At 57.6% G+C, this 19,998-nt stretch carries 24 protein-coding genes and 1 other RNA gene; 14 read left to right on the top strand and 11 right to left on the bottom strand.

Going from position 1 to position 19,998, the window contains the following annotated elements; genetic code table 11:
* Positions 1-68: 68 nt before the first annotated feature.
* The gene (locus tag RGM3321_RS15110) at positions 69-623 is read right to left on the bottom strand and encodes a YecA family protein (RefSeq protein WP_005734812.1); all 555 of its coding nucleotides are present in this window, start codon (positions 621-623) and stop codon (positions 69-71) included.
* 150 nt (positions 624-773) lie between these two features.
* Between RGM3321_RS15110 and RGM3321_RS15115 the strand changes: the two genes are divergently transcribed.
* The 4 genes from RGM3321_RS15115 (at position 774) to RGM3321_RS15130 (ending at position 2,224) form a co-directional block, all read left to right on the top strand.
* Positions 774-983 (top strand): TIGR02449 family protein, encoded by a 210-nt coding sequence (locus tag RGM3321_RS15115; RefSeq protein ID WP_002551573.1) that lies wholly within the window; start codon positions 774-776, stop codon positions 981-983.
* A complete protein-coding gene (locus RGM3321_RS15120; protein WP_003317331.1) occupies positions 980-1,309 on the top strand; it encodes a cell division protein ZapA in 330 nt (109 codons plus the stop codon). Before RGM3321_RS15115 ends, RGM3321_RS15120 begins: the two co-directional genes overlap by 4 nt.
* Positions 1,310-1,339: 30 nt before the next feature.
* Positions 1,340-1,518, top strand: a non-coding RNA gene (gene ssrS, locus RGM3321_RS15125) — 6S RNA.
* A gap of 94 nt (positions 1,519-1,612) precedes the next feature.
* Positions 1,613-2,224, top strand: a complete 612-nt coding sequence (locus RGM3321_RS15130; RefSeq protein ID WP_244393729.1) for a 5-formyltetrahydrofolate cyclo-ligase — start codon at positions 1,613-1,615, stop codon at positions 2,222-2,224.
* Between the two features lie 45 nt (positions 2,225-2,269).
* Here RGM3321_RS15130 and RGM3321_RS15135 read toward each other — a convergent pair whose 3' ends face one another.
* Positions 2,270-2,422, bottom strand: a complete 153-nt coding sequence (locus tag RGM3321_RS15135; RefSeq protein WP_244393730.1) for a hypothetical protein — start codon at positions 2,420-2,422, stop codon at positions 2,270-2,272.
* A 193-nt stretch (positions 2,423-2,615) separates the two neighbouring features.
* Here RGM3321_RS15135 and RGM3321_RS15140 point away from each other — a divergent pair, with 193 nt between their 5' ends.
* Complete coding sequence (locus tag RGM3321_RS15140; protein ID WP_244393731.1) at positions 2,616-3,065, top strand: EVE domain-containing protein; 450 nt, start codon at positions 2,616-2,618, stop codon at positions 3,063-3,065.
* Between the two features lie 6 nt (positions 3,066-3,071).
* Here RGM3321_RS15140 and RGM3321_RS15145 read toward each other — a convergent pair whose 3' ends face one another.
* Positions 3,072-3,479: a flagellar basal body-associated protein FliL gene (locus RGM3321_RS15145; protein ID WP_002551568.1), complete on the bottom strand. Its 408-nt coding sequence runs from the start codon at positions 3,477-3,479 to the stop codon at positions 3,072-3,074.
* 130 nt (positions 3,480-3,609) lie between these two features.
* Between RGM3321_RS15145 and RGM3321_RS15150 the strand changes: the two genes are divergently transcribed.
* The 4 genes from RGM3321_RS15150 to RGM3321_RS15165 all read left to right on the top strand — a co-directional run bounded on the left by RGM3321_RS15150 (position 3,610) and on the right by RGM3321_RS15165 (position 7,695).
* The gene (locus RGM3321_RS15150; protein WP_244393803.1) at positions 3,610-4,632 is read left to right on the top strand and encodes an NADPH:quinone oxidoreductase family protein; all 1,023 of its coding nucleotides are present in this window, start codon (positions 3,610-3,612) and stop codon (positions 4,630-4,632) included.
* A gap of 65 nt (positions 4,633-4,697) precedes the next feature.
* Positions 4,698-6,599 (top strand): S-type pyocin domain-containing protein, encoded by a 1,902-nt coding sequence (locus RGM3321_RS15155; RefSeq protein WP_244393732.1) that lies wholly within the window; start codon positions 4,698-4,700, stop codon positions 6,597-6,599.
* Entirely contained in the window at positions 6,596-6,865 is a 270-nt protein-coding gene (locus RGM3321_RS15160; RefSeq protein ID WP_010413539.1) for a bacteriocin immunity protein, read from the top strand. Before RGM3321_RS15155 ends, RGM3321_RS15160 begins: the two co-directional genes overlap by 4 nt.
* A 47-nt stretch (positions 6,866-6,912) precedes the next feature.
* The gene (locus RGM3321_RS15165; protein WP_244393733.1) at positions 6,913-7,695 is read left to right on the top strand and encodes a hypothetical protein; all 783 of its coding nucleotides are present in this window, start codon (positions 6,913-6,915) and stop codon (positions 7,693-7,695) included.
* 70 nt (positions 7,696-7,765) lie between these two features.
* On the opposite strand, the gene RGM3321_RS15170 is transcribed toward RGM3321_RS15165, so the two are convergent.
* Both RGM3321_RS15170 and RGM3321_RS15175 read right to left on the bottom strand, forming a co-directional pair.
* Positions 7,766-8,401, bottom strand: coding sequence for a hypothetical protein (locus tag RGM3321_RS15170; protein WP_003432260.1), 636 nt, complete (start codon positions 8,399-8,401; stop codon positions 7,766-7,768).
* On the bottom strand, positions 8,398-9,045 hold the full coding sequence (locus tag RGM3321_RS15175; RefSeq protein ID WP_244393734.1) for an energy transducer TonB: 648 nt from the start codon (positions 9,043-9,045) through the stop codon (positions 8,398-8,400). The genes RGM3321_RS15170 and RGM3321_RS15175 overlap by 4 nt, the downstream gene beginning before the upstream one ends.
* Before the next feature lie 292 nt (positions 9,046-9,337).
* Between RGM3321_RS15175 and glpT the strand changes: the two genes are divergently transcribed.
* Positions 9,338-10,687 (top strand): glycerol-3-phosphate transporter, encoded by a 1,350-nt coding sequence (gene glpT / locus RGM3321_RS15180; RefSeq protein ID WP_244393736.1) that lies wholly within the window; start codon positions 9,338-9,340, stop codon positions 10,685-10,687.
* A gap of 12 nt (positions 10,688-10,699) precedes the next feature.
* Here glpT and RGM3321_RS15185 read toward each other — a convergent pair whose 3' ends face one another.
* From RGM3321_RS15185 to RGM3321_RS15210, 6 genes are all read right to left on the bottom strand, one after another.
* A complete protein-coding gene (locus RGM3321_RS15185) occupies positions 10,700-11,368 on the bottom strand; it encodes a gamma-glutamylcyclotransferase (RefSeq protein WP_244393737.1) in 669 nt (222 codons plus the stop codon).
* 208 nt (positions 11,369-11,576) lie between these two features.
* Positions 11,577-12,545, bottom strand: coding sequence for a CDP-6-deoxy-delta-3,4-glucoseen reductase (locus RGM3321_RS15190; protein ID WP_244393739.1), 969 nt, complete (start codon positions 12,543-12,545; stop codon positions 11,577-11,579).
* Entirely contained in the window at positions 12,545-14,011 is a 1,467-nt protein-coding gene (gene ubiD / locus RGM3321_RS15195; protein WP_244393740.1) for a 4-hydroxy-3-polyprenylbenzoate decarboxylase, read from the bottom strand. Before ubiD ends, RGM3321_RS15190 begins: the two co-directional genes overlap by 1 nt.
* Positions 14,012-14,139: 128 nt before the next feature.
* Entirely contained in the window at positions 14,140-15,399 is a 1,260-nt protein-coding gene (gene rho / locus RGM3321_RS15200; protein ID WP_002551560.1) for a transcription termination factor Rho, read from the bottom strand.
* 231 nt (positions 15,400-15,630) lie between these two features.
* Positions 15,631-15,960, bottom strand: coding sequence for a thioredoxin TrxA (gene trxA / locus RGM3321_RS15205; RefSeq protein WP_004655183.1), 330 nt, complete (start codon positions 15,958-15,960; stop codon positions 15,631-15,633).
* A gap of 121 nt (positions 15,961-16,081) precedes the next feature.
* Positions 16,082-16,786, bottom strand: a complete 705-nt coding sequence (locus RGM3321_RS15210) for a FadR/GntR family transcriptional regulator (protein WP_244393741.1) — start codon at positions 16,784-16,786, stop codon at positions 16,082-16,084.
* A 249-nt stretch (positions 16,787-17,035) separates the two neighbouring features.
* Between RGM3321_RS15210 and RGM3321_RS15215 the strand changes: the two genes are divergently transcribed.
* The 4 genes from RGM3321_RS15215 to RGM3321_RS15230 are packed head-to-tail and all read left to right on the top strand — an operon-like array spanning position 17,036 to position 19,885.
* Positions 17,036-17,821, top strand: a complete 786-nt coding sequence (locus RGM3321_RS15215; protein ID WP_002551557.1) for a transporter substrate-binding domain-containing protein — start codon at positions 17,036-17,038, stop codon at positions 17,819-17,821.
* 30 nt (positions 17,822-17,851) lie between these two features.
* A complete protein-coding gene (locus tag RGM3321_RS15220) occupies positions 17,852-18,517 on the top strand; it encodes an amino acid ABC transporter permease (RefSeq protein ID WP_004666535.1) in 666 nt (221 codons plus the stop codon).
* Positions 18,514-19,164, top strand: a complete 651-nt coding sequence (locus RGM3321_RS15225; RefSeq protein ID WP_244393804.1) for an amino acid ABC transporter permease — start codon at positions 18,514-18,516, stop codon at positions 19,162-19,164. Before RGM3321_RS15220 ends, RGM3321_RS15225 begins: the two co-directional genes overlap by 4 nt.
* The gene (locus RGM3321_RS15230) at positions 19,151-19,885 is read left to right on the top strand and encodes an amino acid ABC transporter ATP-binding protein (protein ID WP_244393742.1); all 735 of its coding nucleotides are present in this window, start codon (positions 19,151-19,153) and stop codon (positions 19,883-19,885) included. Before RGM3321_RS15225 ends, RGM3321_RS15230 begins: the two co-directional genes overlap by 14 nt.
* Positions 19,886-19,998: the final 113 nt, after the last annotated feature.

Genomic DNA, 19,998 nt, shown 5'->3' on the forward strand with positions numbered 1-19,998 from the left:
AGGAGTCCTGATGGAGTCCACCGGCCCGCACTATCGTCAGTACGGGCCGGTGTCGCAGTGATGGGCAATCAGTGCAGAGAAGGCTTGGGTTGCGGCGCAGCGGGCTCGTTGAATTCGGTGAACAGCAACAATGGCGCTACGCGCATGTATTCCATGACTTCCATATAGTCGGTCTCGCCGTCTTCGGACTCGTCCAGTGCGTCCTGCACCTGGGCAATGGCCGCCAGATCCTCAAGAACATCCTTGGCTTCGGTGCCCAGGGTCTTGTCGCCAATGGCCAGACCGAAGCCTGCCAGAAACCCCTGACACCATTGGCCCAGCGCGGCAGCACGCTCGGTCAGCGGCTCTTCGTCGCCCGGCAGCAACAGCACGACGGTCATGTCGTCACCGGTGAGTTCGCCCTTGACCATCTCTTGCAAGCCGATAAGCGCCTGGCGGATATTGTCTTGCGGCTCGGTTTCCAGCAGCACCGAAGCATCGGCAAACCAGCCTTCGTTATCGAAACCGGCACCTGCGCAACTGCGCCCCAGCAGCAGGCCATGCAGCTCGGCAGGGGATACCTGGTGACCGCCACTGTTAAGCAGAGTGGCGAACGCTTTGTACGGAGAATTCTGAATGGGCATGGGTAGCTAGTCGCCAAACGGCGCAATGTCTAGAATGAAGGCCTTGTATCCTAGACTATCCGCGCGACAAGATCACCCGGACGGCGGATCGAGCTTGAGCACAAGCATCGCCTCCCCTGCCATTCATCAGAAAGTATTCAGTGGAAAACAATGGAAGACACCGACCTGCAAGCGCTGATGAAACGTGTGGAGCTGCTCCTGAAGTATGCCGAGCAACTTAAAGGCCAAAATGCACTCCTATTAGCTCAGGAAAAGACCTGGCGCGAGGAACGCGCCCAACTCATTGAAAAAAACGAAATCGCCCGGCAGAAGGTCGAGTCAATGATTTCGCGCCTCAAAGCCCTGGAGCAAGACTCATGAGCAATGGCAACAGCGTTACCGTTCAGATCCTCGACAAGGAATACTCGATTATCTGCCCTCAGGAAGAGCGCACCAACCTGGTCAGCGCCGCCCGTTATCTGGACGGCAAGATGCGTGAAATCCGCAGCAGCGGCAAAGTCATCGGCGCCGATCGCATCGCCGTGATGGCCGCGCTCAACATCACTCACGACCTGCTGCATAAAGAACATTTGCCTGACGTACAGACCAGCGGTTCGACTCGCGAACAGGTCCGCGATCTGCTCGACAAGGTCGATCTGGTGCTGGCCACAGATACGCCCGGCACACCGGATTCAACTCGGGGCTGATTATTGCGGGGCATTTCTGTATACTCGCGCTGCTCCCTGGAGTGCTTGCCAGTCGGTCATGTCCCTGAGCCGATACGCACAACCACGGGGGTTGCACGTTGGGGTTGGTGTGCATGTCCGCTCGACGGAAAGCCTTAAAACCTCCTGCAATCTCCACCTTGAACTTTCGGGTTCAAGGGCTAAACCGACAGCGGTTCGTCGGGGAGTCCATATTCGGTTAGTTGCCAGCCCTGTTGTCTGGCAACGACGACCCCGCTCCGGCTTCAACCTCCTTCCCGGATCAGCCTGCATGACCTTCTGCTCATGATCAGCGCTCAATCGCTCACCCGTCCGCAACTGCGCCGCCAGCTACGCAAGGCACGCAGGGCGTTGAGTCGCAGCCAGCAACGCGCAGCAGCTCGCGATGTTTACCGCCAATTGGCGCAGCATCCGCTGTTTCGACGTGCCCGGCATGTTTCGCTGTACCTGCCGATGGATGGCGAGATCGACCCGCAGCTGTTGATGCGTGAAGCACAACGACGTGGCAAGGCCACTTACCTGCCGGTGCTCAATGCATGGCCGCGCACGCGCATGGTTTTTCAGCGCGTGCGTCCCGGCGAGAAATTCATCCCCAATCGCTTCCGCATCCCCGAGCCGCGCATTGACCGGGCAAAGCAGCGCACTATCTGGGCGCTCGACCTGATTCTGATGCCGTTGGTAGGTTTCGATGACGAAGGCGGTCGCCTGGGCATGGGCGGAGGTTTCTACGACCGCAGCCTGGCGTACCTGGCGCGCAGAAAGACCTGGCGCAAACCGGTTCTACTCGGGCTGGCTCACGAATGTCAGAAAGTGGATCGACTGGCGCAGGCCAGTTGGGATGTGCCGCTGCAAGGCACGCTATCGGATAAAGGCTGGTATGTGACGCAGACACTCTGATCGTTCAGCCAACAAGGCCATCAACAATCAGAGTACAAGCAGGGCTCAATGCCTGCCGGGGACTTTTTGCTGCTGCTGAGTGATCTCGACGGGAGCGTCATCCTTGGTGAACCACAAGCTCTGTGCATAACCGGTTGTCACAACACCCAAGCCAAACAGAATAACCAGAATCCAGAGTAAATCAGGCTTGCGTTTCATTGACTGCCCTCCTTAGGCAAATCAATACGATGTCAGCATCGGTTTTGTGTAGGCCGTGCAACAGCGTGGAACTTTGAAGGGCGGCATTTTGCGGTAACGTGAACCAGTACGCAAATAGTGGCGTGAACCGATTGTCGGTTTGTCATCAAACTGTTCGAAACACCGTGAACCTTTTGTCTGTGGAGTGAGCACAATGGCCTATTGGCTGATGAAGTCCGAGCCTGATGAATTCTCGATCAGCGACCTGCAAAGATTAGGTAACGCTCGCTGGGACGGGGTGCGCAACTATCAGGCGCGTAATTTTCTGAGGAGCATGGCAGAGGGCGACGAATTCTTTTTCTACCACTCCAGTTGCCCGGAGCCAGGAATCGCCGGCATCGGCAAAATCGCCAAGGCCGCTTATCCAGACCCCACTGCACTGGACCCCGACAGCCACTATCACGACGCCAAGGCCACCGCGGATAAAAACCCGTGGAGTGCCATAGACGTCGAGTTTGTGGATATCTTCAAGAGCGTGCTGGGGCTCGGTTATCTGAAACAACAAAGCCAGCTGGAGCAACTGCCTCTGGTGCAAAAAGGCAGTCGGCTTTCAGTGATGCCCGTTACCGCCGAACAATGGGCGGCGATCCTGGCACTGCGCTGACAAGCGTTATTGAACGATGAAGTTATTGAACAGCAAGTCTTCGACAATCGGCTTGCCTTCTTCATCGTTCATGACGCGCTGCACCTGCTTGAGCGCTTCCTGACGAATGTTTTCCTTCGCCTCGGCACTGCTCATGGAATCAACCGTCTGCTGAGTGAACAACGACACCAGTTGATTACGGATCAAGGCGTCATTGCGTTTCACCGCCGCCTCGGCATCGGCACCCGTTACACGCAACGCGATGTCAGCCTTGTAGACGCGCAGCTTAGGGCCGCCATCCAGCGCGTAGTTGCCCACGAACGGTGGCGTCAGCGAGACATAGGCCGCTTTGGGCGGGCCGCCTTCTTCCTTGGCTTCCTCTTGCGCCATGACAGGCAATGACAAGGCCAGCAATACCAGAATCCACGCTTTCACAGTCCACTCCTTAATACGGTTTGCCACGTAGCTTACAGCTTATGTGTGCTTATCAGGCCGGGCCATGCTTGTTGACCCGAGAACCCACTTAACTCACTTTATCGGCCATTACCGAAAAAGGAATAGCCTAATGAAAGCCCTGTTATGCAAAGCCTTCGGTCCGGCCAGCACGCTGGCGCTCGAAGATACGCCCAGCCCCGAAATCAAAAAGAACGAAATCCTCCTTGATGTGCACGCTGCCGGGGTCAACTTCCCCGACACATTGATCATAGAAGGCAAATACCAGTTCAAACCACCCTTCCCTTTCTCACCGGGTGGCGAGGCCGCAGGCGTGATAGCGGCCGTCGGGGAAAACGTCAGCCACCTGAAACCCGGCGACCGCGTCATGGCGCTCACCGGCTGGGGCAGCTTTGCCGAACAGGTCGCCGTGCCTCACTACAACGTGCTGCCGATCCCGCAGAGCATGGAATTCACCACCGCCGCTGCATTCAGCATGACTTACGGCACCTCCATGCACGCCCTCAAACAACGCGCCAACCTGCAACCCGGCGAAACCCTGCTGGTGCTCGGCGCATCCGGCGGTGTCGGCCTGGCCGCCGTGGAAATCGGCAAAGCCCTCGGCGCCCGCGTCATCGCCGCCGCCAGCAGCGCAGAAAAACTTGAAGTCGCCAGAAACGCAGGCGCGGACGAACTGATCAATTACAGCGAAACCAGCCTCAAGGACGAAGTAAAACGTCTCACCAACGGCAACGGCGCCGACGTGATCTACGACCCGGTCGGCGGCGACCTCTTCGACCAGGCCATCCGCGCCATCGCCTGGAACGGTCGCCTGCTGGTCGTCGGCTTCGCCAGCGGCCGCATTCCGGAACTGCCCGTCAACCTGACCCTGCTCAAAGGCGCTTCAGTGGTCGGCGTGTTCTGGGGGTCGTTTGCGCAGAGGCAACCGCAGGACAACGCGGCGAACTTCAAGCAGCTGTTTGCGTGGTTTGAGGAAGGGAAGTTGAAGCCACTGGTGTCGACGGTTTATCCGCTGGAAAGGGCTGGGGAGGCGATTGATTTGTTGGGTGGGCGCAGGGCTGTGGGGAAGGTGGTTATCGTAACAGGCACCACACCAACGAAATCATCCAACCAACCAAAAAACCAGGCAACATAATATATATGTATATCACTAACCCTTGAGGACTAAAACAACATAGCCATACAGACAAGGAGAACTGTATGGCCACACGAAAAAAGCGACAAACAAATATATTACATGACCAAACAAGCGGAACCGTAAACATAAGCCACGGAAGCTCACCCAAGCCTCAAAATACCGGTTTTTTTGGAGGAGGGTTCACTAATACTGGAGCTTCCAGCAGTAAACGTAGACGAAGGCGTTTGCGTGCGCGAGCACAACAGCAAGCAGCGCAGGCTCAAGCATATGCTGAAGCTCAAGCGCAGGCAGAGCGCCAGGCTACAGAACATGCAGCGGCTCAGGCAAGAGCTCAGACAGAAGCTGCAGAACGAGCACGCATTGAAGCGCAAGTACGTGCGCAGACCGAAATAGATCAGGCCCATAGACAGGCTCTTGAAACGCTGACAAATGCCTATCCATCTTTACAATCTGGATTGGCACAAAACTATTCGCAGACATCTGGAAGGCTGCCGAATTCTATTCTGGAAGAAATAGCGTCGAAGCTCGATCATAATGTCGACCACTCAAACGAACAACAAATTCGCGACCTGATACTTCAGGAAAAGGCGAGGATAAATTATTTAATTGAATCCAAAAAGTCGCTACTAGAAGAGCGTCGCGCTCAGGCTCTTGGTCTCACTGGCCAAGAACTTGATCATGCAACACCAAAAGACCACCTGAACTATCTGGTGCACTACAGCCAGGGGGATCCGCCACGTGTGCAGCAGGCCCATGAAGCGTGGGTAAACGCTTTATCTCAAACCTACGAAGCAAAGCTTCTTGCCGAGTCGGTCACGCTGCTCAATGAACAATCAGCAGCGCTTTCCATGCGCCATGCTGAACTGTCGCTGGCCAATAAACCGGCGAGTCAGGAAGCACGACAGGCCGCTGGCATCGACAAGTTGTGGTCAGTTATTGCCCCCGCGTCAACCACCACCGCAGCACCAGGCATCAGAACCGTTGCGACCAACATCGCGAAGGATCAACTCATCAGGATTGCGACCAGAACATTGGGCAGCAATCTGGTTACGTTGCTGGCGATGTATCCACAACCGTTGGGCGACGCAGAACTGCCGCCCGCCGTTATCGCCACACCTCTGTCGCAGCTCAACCTGCCGCCGCATATCGATCTGCACTACCTTGCCAGCGTCAAGGGCACGCTGGATGTCCCTCATCGACTGACATCCGATGAAGCTGGCACAAGCGGCGCTGCACGCTGGGTAGCTACGGACGGTGTGAAAGTTGGTACCAAGGTTCGCGTAAGAACTTTCACCTATAACGCACAGAACAATTCCTACGAGTTTATCCGTGACGGGGAATCGACACCGGCACTGATATGGACGCCAATAGCACGACCGGCGGACAGCTCGACAAGCTCACCCGCAGGACCACCCGCTTTGCCGGTAAATCCAGGCAACGTGGTAACACCTTTTGTACCCGAGCTTGAAGCTTACCCGGCGATTGATCGAGATGATCCTGATGATTACATTCTCATATCGCCGATTGATTCAGGGCTGCCGAATAGCTACCTGCTGTTCAAGGACCCGAGGTCGATTCCGGGGGTTGCGAGTGGGCATGGCGAGGCGGTGACAGCTACCTGGCTGAGAGGGCCGACGGCAAGCCAACCAGCGCCGATTCCTTCCAGTGTTGCGGAAAAGCTGAGTGGGCGACCATTCGCAAGCTTTGCCAAGTTAAGGGAAGCGATCTGGTTAGAGGTATCAAAAGACCCGGAGTTGAGCGGACATCTTGGAGAGTTAAACCTTCAGGAGCTATCAAACAAACGTGCACCTCGTGCCCCGCTAGCAGATCGAGTCGGCAAGCGCGTGAAATATGAAATCCATCACAAACACCGGGTCAGTGAAGGGGGATCAGTTTATGATCTGGACAACCTTATAATTATGACCCCTAAAGACCACATCCAGACTCACAGGAGTAACCAATGAAACTGAAATCCAAACTGAGCGATTACACCGAAGCTGAGTTCATGGAAATTCTAAGTGAGCTTTTCACTGGCGTAAGCGAAACGAGAGAAGATGCCGAAGAGTACGTGAACAGCCTTGTCGACCACATTACAGAAGTGACAGAGCATCCGGAAAAATCGGACCTCCTGTATTACCCGCTCGAAGGCAGAGAGGATAGCGCCGCAGGGGTTATGAAAGAAATTAAAGAATGGCGAGCTAAAAATGGCAAGCCTGGATTCAAAAGTTAAGTACTCCACAAACTAATAGTTCAAACACTATAAAAAGGAAATCATCCATGGAAGAACTACATCATCACCTACGGCAATTACCTGGTTTTCTGCAAGCCGAGATTGCGGCTTACGTCGGCGACTGGAGCGGGATGAATTATATCGAAATAACCGACAAACACATACATGCCGTCAACTATCTGATAAATAGTAAACGAGCGCCCCTGCAGCCGATCAATATCGAGTATGCCCATACACTTTGGGGTGACCAACGCTCAACCAAAGAAGATATGGAAATGAGCGCACACCTACGAACTCTTCCTGGTGACGGCCGTATGGATTTAATTGCCGAAGCCAGATTCTTCATGGAAAGTATCCTGTTCCTAGAGAATTTCAAACGCAGCATCGAAGACTTACTTACTCGGCTATTAGAACTTGGTCGCCAACACGCAGAGCGCATGGCCCAAGAAGCCGCACAACGCCAAGCCGAAGAAGAAGCGCGCGCGCGAGCCGAGGCGGAAGAGGCGGCTCGCCGACTCGCGGAAGAACATGCTGCGCAGCAGCGAGCTATAGAGGCAGCGTTCCAGCTTGCACAGCGTCAGGTCGAAGAAGCCGAGCACGCATTGGCCCTACGCAACGCCGAGGAAGCTCGCGCTAAAGAGGCCGAATCCAACCGAGCGATAGAGATGACGTTCGGGCCTGAGGCGTCGCGAGAAATCGATAATGCGATCAAGGTGCTGAGGGGCACTATCGAAATCGCGATCACCGACTTCTCGAATACGATCAGCGCTCACGGGGCGTTCGATATGAGTCAGCTTGAAGCGATTCAAAATATGAGCGCGACTCACTAACCGCTCACCAACAGTGCGGGGACCAAGGCAATAATGCTTTGGTCCCCGCATTTCGCTAACGCGCCCTCCCTTACAACGCCTTCCTCACATTCTCCGGCAAATAATCAACATACCTGCGCATCGGATTTTTTTGGCATTGAGCGACAATACCCGGCGTCGCTTCCAGCAGCTCAAGAACCAGGGCCTGACGCTCGTCCAGAGTGAGAAACTGCTCTACGACCGGACTGCTCGACAGGTACAGTTCTGTGCGCATCAGCGCATCCGGCTTGACGTCCTTGCGCCATTTGCGTCCCTCGAACATTTCCGTATTCAGCTGCCAGCACAACACCTGCTTCAGCTCGACATTGGCTGTCAGCGGCGGGTTGACATGTGGCCGCCCTGTGAAATTGAACGTGACCGTAACTGCTTCGCCCTCGGGGTGAGAGGCCGGCGGCTGCCAAGGTTCGAAGACCCACTGTTCGACAGCACTTCGGGTCAGGCTGATGAGCCTCGGATCGGGCGCCCCCAGCACTTCCAGGAAGCGCACGCCTCCATCGGCCTGAATGAAAACCCTGATGCTGACACTGCGTTTTACGGAGGAACGAAGCATTGATGTCGGATAGCCCGGCTCAGGCATATGCAACGGCACCGGATACGACGGCAACGCCTGTGCTCCCCCCGCCCAAAGCAACCCTGTAATCATCATGCAACCCAGCACGCGGCTCATTCGCCGCCCTCCGCTTGCTCGGCCAACCCGACCATCAACGCCTTGATCGGCGCTGGCAGATAGTCGCCATACAGACGATCGGGATTGCTTCGGCAATTGCTGACCATCATCGGTATCGCGGCGCCCAGTTGCTCAAGCAAGACCTGGCGTTGCGGCTCGCTACGCAGGTGGGCAACATGGCTGCCGAACAGTGCCTGCCCGGTGTGCCAGAACACGTCGACCTTGCTCAGCGGTTCCTTGGGATAGTCCTGGCGGGCGGATTTCACTTCGTCGTTCAGGTAGCCGCAGCGGATGTTGCCCAGGCCCACGGTCACTTCGGTATTGAAGCGCCGATAGCCGTGGGAACCAAAAATGACGGGCACGGTAATCGTGGTCATGGGCGGCGCGCCGACTGTTCCGACCCAGGGTCTATAGCGCCATTGGCGGAGTGCCTGCTCCACTGCTGCGGCGAGCTGCGGATGCCCACTCTCGATAGCCTTGGCTTCACGAACCTGCCCGTCGGATTTGATCCACAGCTGGGCGCGGACCTTGCCTGCGTAGCGGGTCTTGACCAGCTCAGGCGGAAAAACCGGTGTCGGCGTGTATATCGGCACCAGAAATGGCTCTGCAGCGCCTACGTGAGGGGCCAGTGATGCGGCAATCATGAACGCGGTCATTCTCATTGTTGTAGGGGCTCATCGTCGTGGTGCACCTCCAGGGCGCAGTGATGACGATGGTAAGAACCTGCCGACATATCAGTCAGCACACGACTTCCGATACGCCTGTAGGACCCATCCCAAATACTTGAAACACCTTTAAACATTTGCGCAATGTTCGTAAAAGAACAGCCGATCGCCTGCATTTCCTACAAGGAATCAGCCCGAAGGCACTGCTTTTTTCTGTAATGAAAATGTAATATTCGCATTCGCAAAAACAACAATAATCAGGAGCTTCTCCATGTTTGGGTTTTTCCGCCCTGCCAGGCATCAGGCACCCCTTCCCGAAGAAAAGGTCGACAGTACCTATCGCCGTCTGCGCTGGCAGATCTTCGCAGGCATCTTTATCGGTTACGCGGGTTACTACCTGCTGCGCAAGAATTTCTCGCTGGCGATGCCGTATCTGATCGACGAAGGCTATACGCGTGGCCAGCTGGGCATGGCGATGTCTGCCATTGCGATTGCCTACGGCTTGTCGAAATTCCTCATGGGCATCGTTTCGGATCGCTCCAACCCGCGTTACTTCCTGCCGTTCGGCCTGCTGGTCTCTGCGGGGATCATGTTCATCTTCGGCTTCGCGCCGTGGGCGACGTCCAGTGTCACGATCATGTTCGTCCTGCTGTTCATCAATGGCTGGGCACAGGGCATGGGCTGGCCGCCGAGCGGGCGGACGATGGTCCACTGGTGGTCGCAGAAAGAGCGCGGCGGCGTGGTGTCGGTGTGGAACGTGGCGCACAACGTCGGCGGCGGCCTGATCGGCCCGCTGTTCCTGCTCGGCATGGGCTGGACCAACGACTGGCATGCGGCGTTCTACGTGCCGGCGGCGGTTGCGCTGCTGGTCGCGGTCTTTGCTTTCGCCACCATGCGTGACACACCGCAATCGGTGGGCCTGCCGCCTATCGAGCACTACAAGAACGATTACCCGGAAGGCTACGATGCCAGCCACGAAGAGGAATTCAGCGCCCGGGAAATCTTCGTCAAGTACGTGCTGCGCAACAAGCTCCTGTGGTACATCGCGATGGCCAATGTGTTCGTTTATCTGCTGCGCTACGGCGTGCTGGACTGGGCACCGACCTACCTGAAAGAAGCCAAACACTTCACGGTCGACAAGACCTCATGGGCCTATTTTCTTTACGAGTGGGCAGGTATTCCGGGCACGCTGCTGTGCGGCTGGATGTCGGACAAGATCTTCAAGGGTAATCGCGGCCTGACCGGCATGGTGTTCATGTTTCTGGTGACCATTGCCACGCTGGTGTATTGGCTGAACCCTGAAGGCAACCCGACCGTCGACATGATCGCGCTGGTGTCTATCGGTTTCCTGATCTACGGCCCGGTCATGCTGATCGGCCTACAGGCGCTGGAACTGGCACCGAAAAAGGCAGCGGGCACGGCAGCCGGCTTTACCGGGCTGTTCGGCTATTTGGGCGGGTCGGTCGCGGCGAGTGCTGCGATGGGCTACACGGTCGACCACTTCGGCTGGGACGGCGGCTTTGTGCTGCTGATCGGCGCGTGCATTCTGGCGATGGTGTTCCTTGCGCCGACGCTGCGGCACAAACAGGTCGCCAGTACCTCGCGCGATACCAAGGACTGACCCAAAGGCCGGTCAGGCGGTCTCTGACTTGCAGCGCTTGAGCCGCGCCTCCAGATTCAGGTCTGGCATGGCGTGGCTACGCAGGGCCTTGGCCGTCTGTTCCACGTACTCGCGAGTGGTTCCATAGCGCCCGCTGGCGCTGGCCAGCACCTGGCTCAGCACGCTGTCGGGCAGGTTGCCAGCGTAGCTGGGCAAATGCCGTTCCAGTACGAAGCCCAGCGCCTGTACCTTCCTGCCGTCTTCAAGGCGGCAATTGAGCCAGTGCGGGCGATACGAGGGATATGGCATCTCGCGCTCCCACAAGGCCAGCAGCGATTTCTCCAGGCACTCATCCGGCAGGCGATAGGCAAAACCGGTGCATGAACCGCCGCGATCCAGCCCGAATACCAGACCCGGCACCTCCGGAGTACCGCGATGCTCGTGCGACCAAAGGTAAAGCCCGCGGTGATAACCGTGCACGCGACCGCGCTGGCTCTCTACGGCAGTGCACTCGGGACGCCAGATTAGCGAGCCGTAGGCGAACAGCCAGACCGGGCCGCCTTTATGAAGACGCATGGTGGCGTCCATGGATGCGAGCAACTGCTCGCGGGTAAGCTGTGGGCCCATATCGATAACGGGCGGGTACGTCAGGCCAAGGCCGTCATGCACTGCAACGGCCAACTCGTTGATTGGGTTCTCCATTTGCCTCCCTGACAGTCTGACTGTCAGTTTTTACCGAGCCCCGCCGACTCGCTCGTGGTTGAGCGGCATCAGGGTGTCGTGGTTCGGTTGTTGCCACAGGCCAAGGGCCTGCCGTTACTAAAGTTTGCCTGGCGACGAACAGGCGTCGCCATCGGTTGTAATCAGTTAAAGCAATTTACACTCCACTCATGCAGCCGTCAGTCCGGCATTACGGACGCGGTGCGTAGGCGAATACGTCTGCGCGCATCTGATGGGCATCCATTCCGGCGTCGACCAGAGCGTCCAGCGTTCCGTAGATCATTGCTGGAGAGCCGCTGGCGTAGACGTGGACGGCCGACAGGTCCTTGATGTCCTCGCAAACCGCCTCGTGCAGCAGACCGCAACGCCCCTCCCAACCGCACAGGTCGCTGACGACCTTGTGCAGGAACAGGTTCGGCAGTTTCGCCCACTCATCCCAATGGCTGACCTGGTAGAAATCCTCGGGACGACGCACGCCCCAATACAGGTGCACAGGATGACTGAAGCCTGTGGAGCGACAGTGTTCCAACAAACTGTTCATTTGCGCCATGCCCGTACCGGCCGCGATCAGCACCAGCGGCCCGTCCGGCAGCTCGGCGAGGTGGGTGTCGCCAAAGGGCAGCTCGACCCGTACCATGCGATTGCGTTGCAGCTGCTCGATCAGGCTGCGCGCACTGTCTTCACGAGCCAGCACGTGCAGTTCCAGGTCGCGACCGCTGTGTGGCGCCGACGCGATGGAGAACGCCGACTTCTCGCCATTCTCCCGCTCGATCATCAGGTACTGCCCGGCGTGATAACGCGGTGGTTTGCCTGCCGGGGCGCGCAAGCCTACCCGCCAGACATCGCCACCGATTTCGACACACTCGCTCACCTGACAGGCAAAGCTGCGCACCGGCAGCTCACCCTTGGCCAGCACGCCATCCCAGAGCACAACACAATCTTCAAGTGGCTCTGCTACACACGTATGAATCTCACCGTGATCAAGCGTCTGACCCGACTGCATCACCCGCCCCTCGACCAGCAAGGCCGAGCAGATATGACAGTTACCGTTGCGACAGCTCTGCGGGCATTCATAGCCCAGACGCTGCGCAGCATCGAGAATCCGCTCGCCCGGCAGGGTATCCAGTACCGCACCTGACGGCTGCAAGGTTACGCGCATCAGTCTATTCCCAACTGAGTCCAGATCTCGTCCACCCGGCGTGTGGTGGCTTCGTCCTTGACGATAGCCCTGCCCCATTCACGCGTGGTCTCACCTGGCCATTTGTTAGTGGCGTCCAGGCCCATTTTTGATCCCAGGCCGGACACCGGGGAGGCAAAATCGAGGTAATCGATGGGAGTGTTGTCGATCATGACCGTGTCGCGCTTGGGGTCCATGCGGGTGGTGATGGCCCAGATCACGTCATTCCAGTCACGTGCATTGATGTCGTCGTCGGTGACGATCACGAATTTGGTGTACATGAACTGGCGCAGGAACGACCAGACCCCCAGCATCACGCGCTTGGCATGACCGGGGTACTGTTTCTTGATGGTCACCACCGCCATGCGATAGGAGCAGCCTTCAGGCGGCAGGTAAAAATCGACGATCTCCGGAAACTGCTTTTGCAGAATCGGCACGAACACTTCGTTCAGCGCGACACCCAGAATGGCGGGCTCGTCCGGTGGGCGCCCGGTGTAGGTGCTGTGGTAGATCGGTTTGATACGGTGCGTGATGCGCTCGACGGTCAACACCGGAAAGCTGTCGACTTCGTTGTAATAGCCGGTGTGGTCGCCATAAGGCCCTTCGTTGGCCATTTCGCCCGGATGAATCACACCCTCCAGCACGATCTCGGCGCTGGCCGGCACCTGCAGGTTGCTGCCACGGCACTTGATCAGTTCGGTACGCGACCCACGCAACAGCCCGGCGAAGGCATATTCGGACAGGCTGTCCGGCACTGGCGTCACGGCACCGAGAATGGTCGCCGGGTCAGCACCCAGCGCAACGGCAACTGGATAAGGTTCGCCGGGATGCTTGGCGCACCAGTCGCGAAAGTCCAGCGCGCCGCCACGATGGCTGAGCCAGCGCATGATGATCTTGTTGCGACCAATGACCTGCTGGCGGTAGATGCCGAGGTTCTGCCGCTCCTTGTTTGGGCCCTTGGTGACCGTCAGGCCCCAGGTAATCAGCGGTGCGACGTCGCCCGGCCAACAGGTTTGCACGGGCAGCATGCCGAGATCGACGTCATCACCTTCGATGACGATCTCCTGGCAGGGTGCATCCTTGACCACCTTGGGGGCCATGGCGATGACTTTGCGGAAGATGGGCAGCTTGGACCAGGCATCTTTCAGGCCCTTGGGCGGCTCGGGTTCTTTCAGAAACGCCAGCAGCTTGCCGATTTCACGCAACTCACTGACAGCCTCTGCGCCCATGCCCATGGACACGCGCTCGGGCGTGCCGAACAGGTTGCCCAGCACCGGAATATCAAAGCCGACCGGTTTTTCGAACAGCAGGGCCGGGCCCTTGGCACGCAAGGTACGGTCGCAGATTTCAGTCATTTCCAGCACAGGCGAGATCGGCATCTGGATGCGTTTCAACTCTCCGCGCTGCTCAAGCTGCTGCACGAAATCCCTTAGATCTTTGAATTTCATTAACCCGGCCATTTATCCAAATAGACGCACATCGTACCTGCTCCAGCCCTTCAAGGCAGCTAATCGGCGGCGCGCGGGCAAAAAAAATGGTGCCCCGAAGGACACCATTTTTTGTTTCAGCCTGCCAGTTACTTGCGTTTCATGGACAGGAAGAACTCGTCGTTGGTCTTGGTCTGCTTGAGCTTGTCGATCAGGAACTCGATAGCCGCGACTTCGTCCATCGGGTGCAGAAGCTTGCGCAGGATCCACATGCGCTGCAACTCGTCATCAGCGGTCAACAGCTCTTCACGGCGTGTGCCGGAGCGGTTGATGTTGATGGCCGGGAACACACGCTTCTCTGCGATCTTGCGATCCAGAGGCAGCTCCATGTTGCCAGTACCCTTGAACTCTTCGTAGATGACTTCATCCATCTTCGAACCGGTTTCAACCAGTGCGGTGGCGATGATGGTCAACGAGCCGCCTTCTTCGATGTTTCGCGCAGCACCGAAGAAGCGCTTTGGCTTCTCGAGTGCATGAGCATCGACACCACCGGTCAGTACCTTGCCGGAGCTCGGGATGACGGTGTTGTAGGCGCGAGCCAGGCGAGTGATGGAGTCCAGCAGGATAACGACGTCTTTCTTGTGCTCGACCAGGCGCTTGGCCTTCTCGATCACCATTTCGGCAACCTGTACGTGACGGGTTGGCGGTTCGTCGAATGTCGAGGCAACCACTTCGCCGCGCACGGTGCGCTGCATTTCGGTTACTTCCTCCGGACGCTCATCGATCAGCAGAACGATCAGGTGCACTTCCGGGTTGTTACGCGTGATGTTCGACGCGATGTTCTGCAGCATGATGGTCTTGCCCGCTTTCGGCGGAGCAACGATCAGACCACGCTGACCTTTACCGATCGGTGCGCACAGATCGATCACACGACCGGTCAGGTCTTCGGTGGAACCGTTACCGGCTTCCATCTTCATGCGAATCGTCGGGAACAGCGGCGTCAGGTTTTCGAACAGAATCTTGTTCTTGGCGTTTTCCGGACGGTCGTAGTTGATCGTGTCGACCTTGAGCAGAGCGAAATAACGCTCACCTTCCTTTGGTGGACGGATCTTGCCAACGATGGTGTCGCCGGTACGCAGGTTGAAACGGCGGATCTGGCTAGGGGAGACATAGATGTCATCCGGGCCGGCCAGGTAGGAAGCGTCTGCAGAGCGCAGGAAACCGAAGCCGTCCTGGAGAATCTCCAGCACGCCATCACCGGATATTTCCTCGCCACTTTTGGCGTGCCGTTTGAGCAGGGAAAAAATGACGTCCTGCTTGCGCGAACGGGCCATATTTTCTATGCCAGCCTGTTCGGCCATTTCGAGCAATTCGGTAATCGGCTTTTGCTTGAGTTCAGTCAGGTTCATATGGGGAATGACGTAATCATGTATGGAGGGGGAAATTAAGCTTTTGGCTTAATGAGGCCGCGCCGCAGAGAAGGCGACAGGATCGCGTACTAAATCGAAAGGAGAGCGTCGGCGACGGCTAGCAGGGGGCAACGGAGAAGCCGTTGCGGGGCCGAATGTACCACCGGATTTTCCAGGCGTCTAGTGCAGCACCCGAAAAAAACCCCGCAATTTGCGGGGCTTTGAAACGTCTCAGATGTTGGCGTCGAGAAACGCGGCCAGCTGCGACTTCGACAGCGCACCGACTTTGGTCGCTTCAACGTTGCCATTCTTGAACAGCATCAACGTCGGGATACCGCGCACGCCATGCTTGGCAGGAGTTTCCTGATTCTCGTCAATATTCAGCTTGGCAATTGTCAGCTTGCCTGCATAGGTGTCGGCGATTTCGTCCAGCACCGGGGCAATCATCTTGCACGGACCGCACCACTCAGCCCAGTAGTCTACAAGCACAGCACCCTCAGCCTTGAGTACTTCGGCTTCGAAGTTAGCGTCGGTGACGTGTTTGATCTTTTCGTTGCTCATGGAAGTCTCCGAGGTCATAGGCGAAAAACGACGCTCATCATAGCGGGCTGCAAGTCATTCAGGAAGCGAAGGTTCATTGAGTCTGGCTATGGTGGTGCATGACTGGAGTTATGGCAGGGGCTCAGTTGGAAGGCGAAACGAACACGATGCCGGTGCGAAGTGCTGCGCCACGGATATGATCCTGCATGGCCTTTTGCGCGGGCCCCGACGCATGCCGAGCCAGCGCGCGAAGGATCTTGCGGTGCTCCTGCCAGGTTTCCATGACCCTTGCCGCACGTATGAACGGCATTTTCTGGCTCTCAAGGAAGATGTCGGCACCTGCGGTCACGATTCCCAGCATGGCCTGATTGCCACTGGCGACCAGGATGTGCCGGTGAAACTCGAAATCCAGCCGGGCTGCGGCCTCGAAGTCACCGGCACGCAATTCCATACGCATGGCTTCGACATTGTCTTCAAGCACATCCCGTTCATCGGCGGTCAGGGTGACGGCCGCCAGACCCGCAGCGAAGCCTTCCAGCGCGTAGCGCAGTTGAAACGTGTCGGCCGGAGAAACCTGTGCCTCAAAAGGCCAGGAAAAACCACTCGTGCGCTGTTCTGGTTCAGAAATGGACTGCACGAACACGCCTTTACCCGGCTGGACGCTGACCACTCCCAATGCGCTGAGCGATGACAAGGCCTCACGTAATGAAGCACGACTGACCCCCAGCAAAACAGCCAGATCGCGCTGCGACGGCAGGCTTTCGCCGGGCTTGTAGCCTTGCTCGGCAATCAACTTGCGAATGGCCCGGAGGGCTGATTCGGGTACTGCGAGTGAGGTGTGGGGCATCACTGTTCAGGCCAGTCAGTCCAGTAAAAATCCCTTTTATCGCCATCCCGAAGATTCGGCAAGCGACGCCCAGTGCTGGGGCGGCAGGGCTTTCCAACGCGCCAAAGCAGGGCGAACCATGCCTTGACTGGTCAGACCAGTAAGACCATAAACACTCTGCAAAGCTTGAGTTATGGCACGTCATCGTCGGATGGCATGCGCTGTGCACTGGAGACAGGCCAACATCCTACGTTTCGCCCGGAGATTTCTATGACCAAGCGTTACAGCGCCCTGCTTGCTGCACTGTTTGCCAGCCTGATGCTGAGCCAGACACCCGCCCACGCCAACGGCCTGGACGACGTTGTAGCGCGTGGCACCCTGAAGGTGGCCGTTCCGCAGGACTTCCCGCCATTCGGCTCGGTCGGCCCGGACATGAAGCCTCGCGGCCTGGACATCGACACCGCGCAACTGCTGGCCGACCAATTGAAGGTCAAGCTGGAACTGACGCCGGTCAACAGCACCAACCGTATTCCGTTCCTGACCACCGGCAAGGTTGATCTGGTGATCTCCAGCCTGGGCAAGAACCCGGATCGCGAGAAAGTCATCGACTTCTCCCGCGCTTACGCGCCGTTCTACCTGGCGGTATTCGGCCCACCTGATTCTCCGGTCAAGGACATCGCTGACCTGAAAGGCAAGACCATCAGTGTCACCCGTGGCGCGATCGAAGACATCGAGCTGTCGAAAGTTGCACCGGAAGGCGCAACCATCAAGCGCTTTGAAGACAACAATTCGACCATTGCCGCTTACCTGGCTGGCCAGACCGACCTGATCGCCAGCGGCAACGTGGTGATGGTCGCTATCAGCGAGCGCAACCCCAAGCGCATTCCAGCGCTGAAAGTGAAACTCAAGGATTCGCCTGTTTATGTCGGCGTGAACAAGGGTCAGCCGGAACTGCTGGGCAAGGTCGACGAGATCCTGAACGCCGCCAAGGCTGACGGCGCGCTGGAAAAAGCGTCGCAGAAATGGCTGAAGCAACCGCTGCCTGCCGATCTCTGATCACTGCTTTCCCGGTCACAGGATTCACCAATGGCTTATCATTTCGACTTTACACCGGTCCTGCAGAACATTGATGTGCTGTTGCGCGGGGCTTTGTTCACGCTGGAACTGACTGCTATTGGCACCCTGCTGGGCGTCAGCCTCGGCATTGTCGGTGCCGTCGTGAGGGCCTGGAAGATCCAGCCCTTTGCGACGATCTTTGCGATCTATGTCGAGCTGATCCGCAACACACCGTTCCTGGTCCAGCTGTTCTTCATTTTCTTCGGCCTGCCGTCGCTGGGCGTGCAGATCTCGGAATGGCAGGCAGCGGTGCTGGCGATGGTGATCAACCTGGGCGCCTACTCAACAGAAATCATTCGGGCAGGCATCCAGGCGATTCCCAAGGGGCAGCTTGAAGCGTCGGCAGCGCTGGCGATGAATCGTTATGAAGCGTTTCGCTACGTGGTGCTGGTTCCGGCGCTGGGCAAGGTCTGGCCGGCACTGAGCAGCCAGATCATCATTGTGATGCTGGGCTCGGCGGTCTGCTCGCAGATTGCCACTGAAGAGTTGAGCTTCTTTGCCAACTTCATCCAGTCACGCAACTTCCGCTCGTTCGAAACCTACATTGTGACCACGCTGATCTACCTGGCCATGGCGCTGCTGATCCGCCAGTTGCTGGCCTGGATCGGGCGTCGCTACATATCGAGGAACAGCTGATGGATTTCACCCTCTGGGACATCCTGCGCAATCTGCTGATCGGCCTGCAATGGACCGTTGCCCTGTCGCTGGTGGCCTTCATTGGTGGCGGCTTGATCGGCTTGCTGGTGATGGGCATGCGTACCTCGGAAAAAACCGGCCCGCGTGTGACCGCCAAGCTCTATATAGAACTGTTTCAAGGCACGCCACTGCTGATGCAGCTGTTTCTGGTGTTCTTCGGTGTTGCCCTGATGGGCATGAACATTTCGCCCTGGGCAGCGGCAGCTCTGGCCTTGACGCTGTTTACCAGCGCCTACCTCGCCGAGATCTGGCGCGGCTGCGTGGAGTCTATCTCCAAGGGCCAGTGGGAAGCGTCTGCCAGCCTGGCGATGACCCCGTTGGAGCAGATGCGCTACGTGATACTGCCTCAGGCCTTGCGTATCGCAGTTGCGCCAACGGTTGGCTTCTCCGTGCAGGTGGTCAAAGGCACCGCGGTGACGTCGATCATCGGCTTCACCGAACTGACCAAGACCGGCAGCATGCTGGCCAATGCCACCTTCGAACCTTTCATGGTCTATGGCTTCGTTGCTTTGGGCTACTTCATCCTGTGCTACCCCTTGTCGCTGTGCGCGCGCCATCTGGAAAGGAGACTACATGCCTCTGCTTAGAATTTCCGCCCTGCATAAATACTATGGCGATCATCACGTGCTCAAAGGCATCGATCTGTCGGTTGAAGAAGGTCAGGTCGTGGCGATCATCGGTCGCAGCGGCTCGGGCAAAAGCACCCTGTTGCGCACGCTCAACGGCCTGGAGTCGATCAACGATGGTGTGATCGAGGTCGATGGCGAATACCTGGACGCCGCACGCGCCGATCTGCGTACCCTGCGCCAGAAGGTCGGCATGGTGTTTCAGCAGTTCAATCTATTCCCGCACCTGAGCGTGGGCGAGAACGTAATGCTCGCGCCGCAGGTCGTGCAGAAGGTGCCCAAGGCCGAAGCGGCGTCGCTGGCGAGAAAGATGCTGGAGCGCGTCGGGCTGGGCGAGAAGTTCGACGCCTTCCCGGATCGCCTGTCTGGTGGCCAGCAGCAACGCGTAGCGATTGCCCGCGCACTGGCGATGTCGCCCAAAGTGTTGCTGTGCGACGAAATCACCTCGGCGCTGGACCCGGAGCTGGTCAACGAAGTGCTCAGCGTGGTGCGCCAGTTGGCCGCCGACGGTATGACCCTGATCATGGTGACTCACGAAATGCGCTTCGCCCGCGAAGTGGGCGACAAGCTGGTGTTCATGCACCAGGGCAAGGTGCACGAAGTGGGCGACCCGAAAGTACTCTTCGCCAACCCGAAAACCCCGGAACTGGCGAACTTCATCGGCACAGTGGAGCACGCCTGACGCTGAACGCAGAGCGTCCGGAACAGCATGTCCACGCGAAGCGATCAGCGTTATACACAAACCCCGAAGAGCCTGGAAAAGGGCTGAAGCGGCAGTGTCTGGCTGGACAGAAA

Origin of the sequence: Pseudomonas sp. RGM 3321, assembly GCF_022836805.1 — a bacterium.
GTDB lineage: Bacteria > Pseudomonadota > Gammaproteobacteria > Pseudomonadales > Pseudomonadaceae > Aquipseudomonas.

Bases quoted from the DNA above. Each gene is read 5' to 3' on its own strand.
- RGM3321_RS15110 (WP_005734812.1), bottom strand. From the start codon at position 623: ATGCCCATTCAGAATTCTCCGTACAAAGCGTTCGCCACTCTGCTTAAC.
- RGM3321_RS15115 (WP_002551573.1), top strand. From the start codon at position 774: ATGGAAGACACCGACCTGCAAGCGCTGATGAAACGTGTGGAGCTGCTC.
- RGM3321_RS15120 (WP_003317331.1), top strand. From the start codon at position 980: ATGAGCAATGGCAACAGCGTTACCGTTCAGATCCTCGACAAGGAATAC.
- RGM3321_RS15130 (WP_244393729.1), top strand. From the start codon at position 1,613: ATGATCAGCGCTCAATCGCTCACCCGTCCGCAACTGCGCCGCCAGCTA.
- RGM3321_RS15135 (WP_244393730.1), bottom strand. From the start codon at position 2,422: ATGAAACGCAAGCCTGATTTACTCTGGATTCTGGTTATTCTGTTTGGC.
- RGM3321_RS15140 (WP_244393731.1), top strand. From the start codon at position 2,616: ATGGCCTATTGGCTGATGAAGTCCGAGCCTGATGAATTCTCGATCAGC.
- RGM3321_RS15150 (WP_244393803.1), top strand. From the start codon at position 3,610: ATGAAAGCCCTGTTATGCAAAGCCTTCGGTCCGGCCAGCACGCTGGCG.
- RGM3321_RS15155 (WP_244393732.1), top strand. From the start codon at position 4,698: ATGGCCACACGAAAAAAGCGACAAACAAATATATTACATGACCAAACA.
- RGM3321_RS15160 (WP_010413539.1), top strand. From the start codon at position 6,596: ATGAAACTGAAATCCAAACTGAGCGATTACACCGAAGCTGAGTTCATG.
- RGM3321_RS15165 (WP_244393733.1), top strand. From the start codon at position 6,913: ATGGAAGAACTACATCATCACCTACGGCAATTACCTGGTTTTCTGCAA.
- RGM3321_RS15170 (WP_003432260.1), bottom strand. From the start codon at position 8,401: ATGAGCCGCGTGCTGGGTTGCATGATGATTACAGGGTTGCTTTGGGCG.
- RGM3321_RS15175 (WP_244393734.1), bottom strand. From the start codon at position 9,045: ATGATTGCCGCATCACTGGCCCCTCACGTAGGCGCTGCAGAGCCATTT.
- glpT (WP_244393736.1), top strand. From the start codon at position 9,338: ATGTTTGGGTTTTTCCGCCCTGCCAGGCATCAGGCACCCCTTCCCGAA.
- RGM3321_RS15185 (WP_244393737.1), bottom strand. From the start codon at position 11,368: ATGGAGAACCCAATCAACGAGTTGGCCGTTGCAGTGCATGACGGCCTT.
- RGM3321_RS15190 (WP_244393739.1), bottom strand. From the start codon at position 12,545: ATGCGCGTAACCTTGCAGCCGTCAGGTGCGGTACTGGATACCCTGCCG.
- ubiD (WP_244393740.1), bottom strand. From the start codon at position 14,011: ATGAAATTCAAAGATCTAAGGGATTTCGTGCAGCAGCTTGAGCAGCGC.
- rho (WP_002551560.1), bottom strand. From the start codon at position 15,399: ATGAACCTGACTGAACTCAAGCAAAAGCCGATTACCGAATTGCTCGAA.
- trxA (WP_004655183.1), bottom strand. From the start codon at position 15,960: ATGAGCAACGAAAAGATCAAACACGTCACCGACGCTAACTTCGAAGCC.
- RGM3321_RS15210 (WP_244393741.1), bottom strand. From the start codon at position 16,786: ATGCCCCACACCTCACTCGCAGTACCCGAATCAGCCCTCCGGGCCATT.
- RGM3321_RS15215 (WP_002551557.1), top strand. From the start codon at position 17,036: ATGACCAAGCGTTACAGCGCCCTGCTTGCTGCACTGTTTGCCAGCCTG.
- RGM3321_RS15220 (WP_004666535.1), top strand. From the start codon at position 17,852: ATGGCTTATCATTTCGACTTTACACCGGTCCTGCAGAACATTGATGTG.
- RGM3321_RS15230 (WP_244393742.1), top strand. From the start codon at position 19,151: ATGCCTCTGCTTAGAATTTCCGCCCTGCATAAATACTATGGCGATCAT.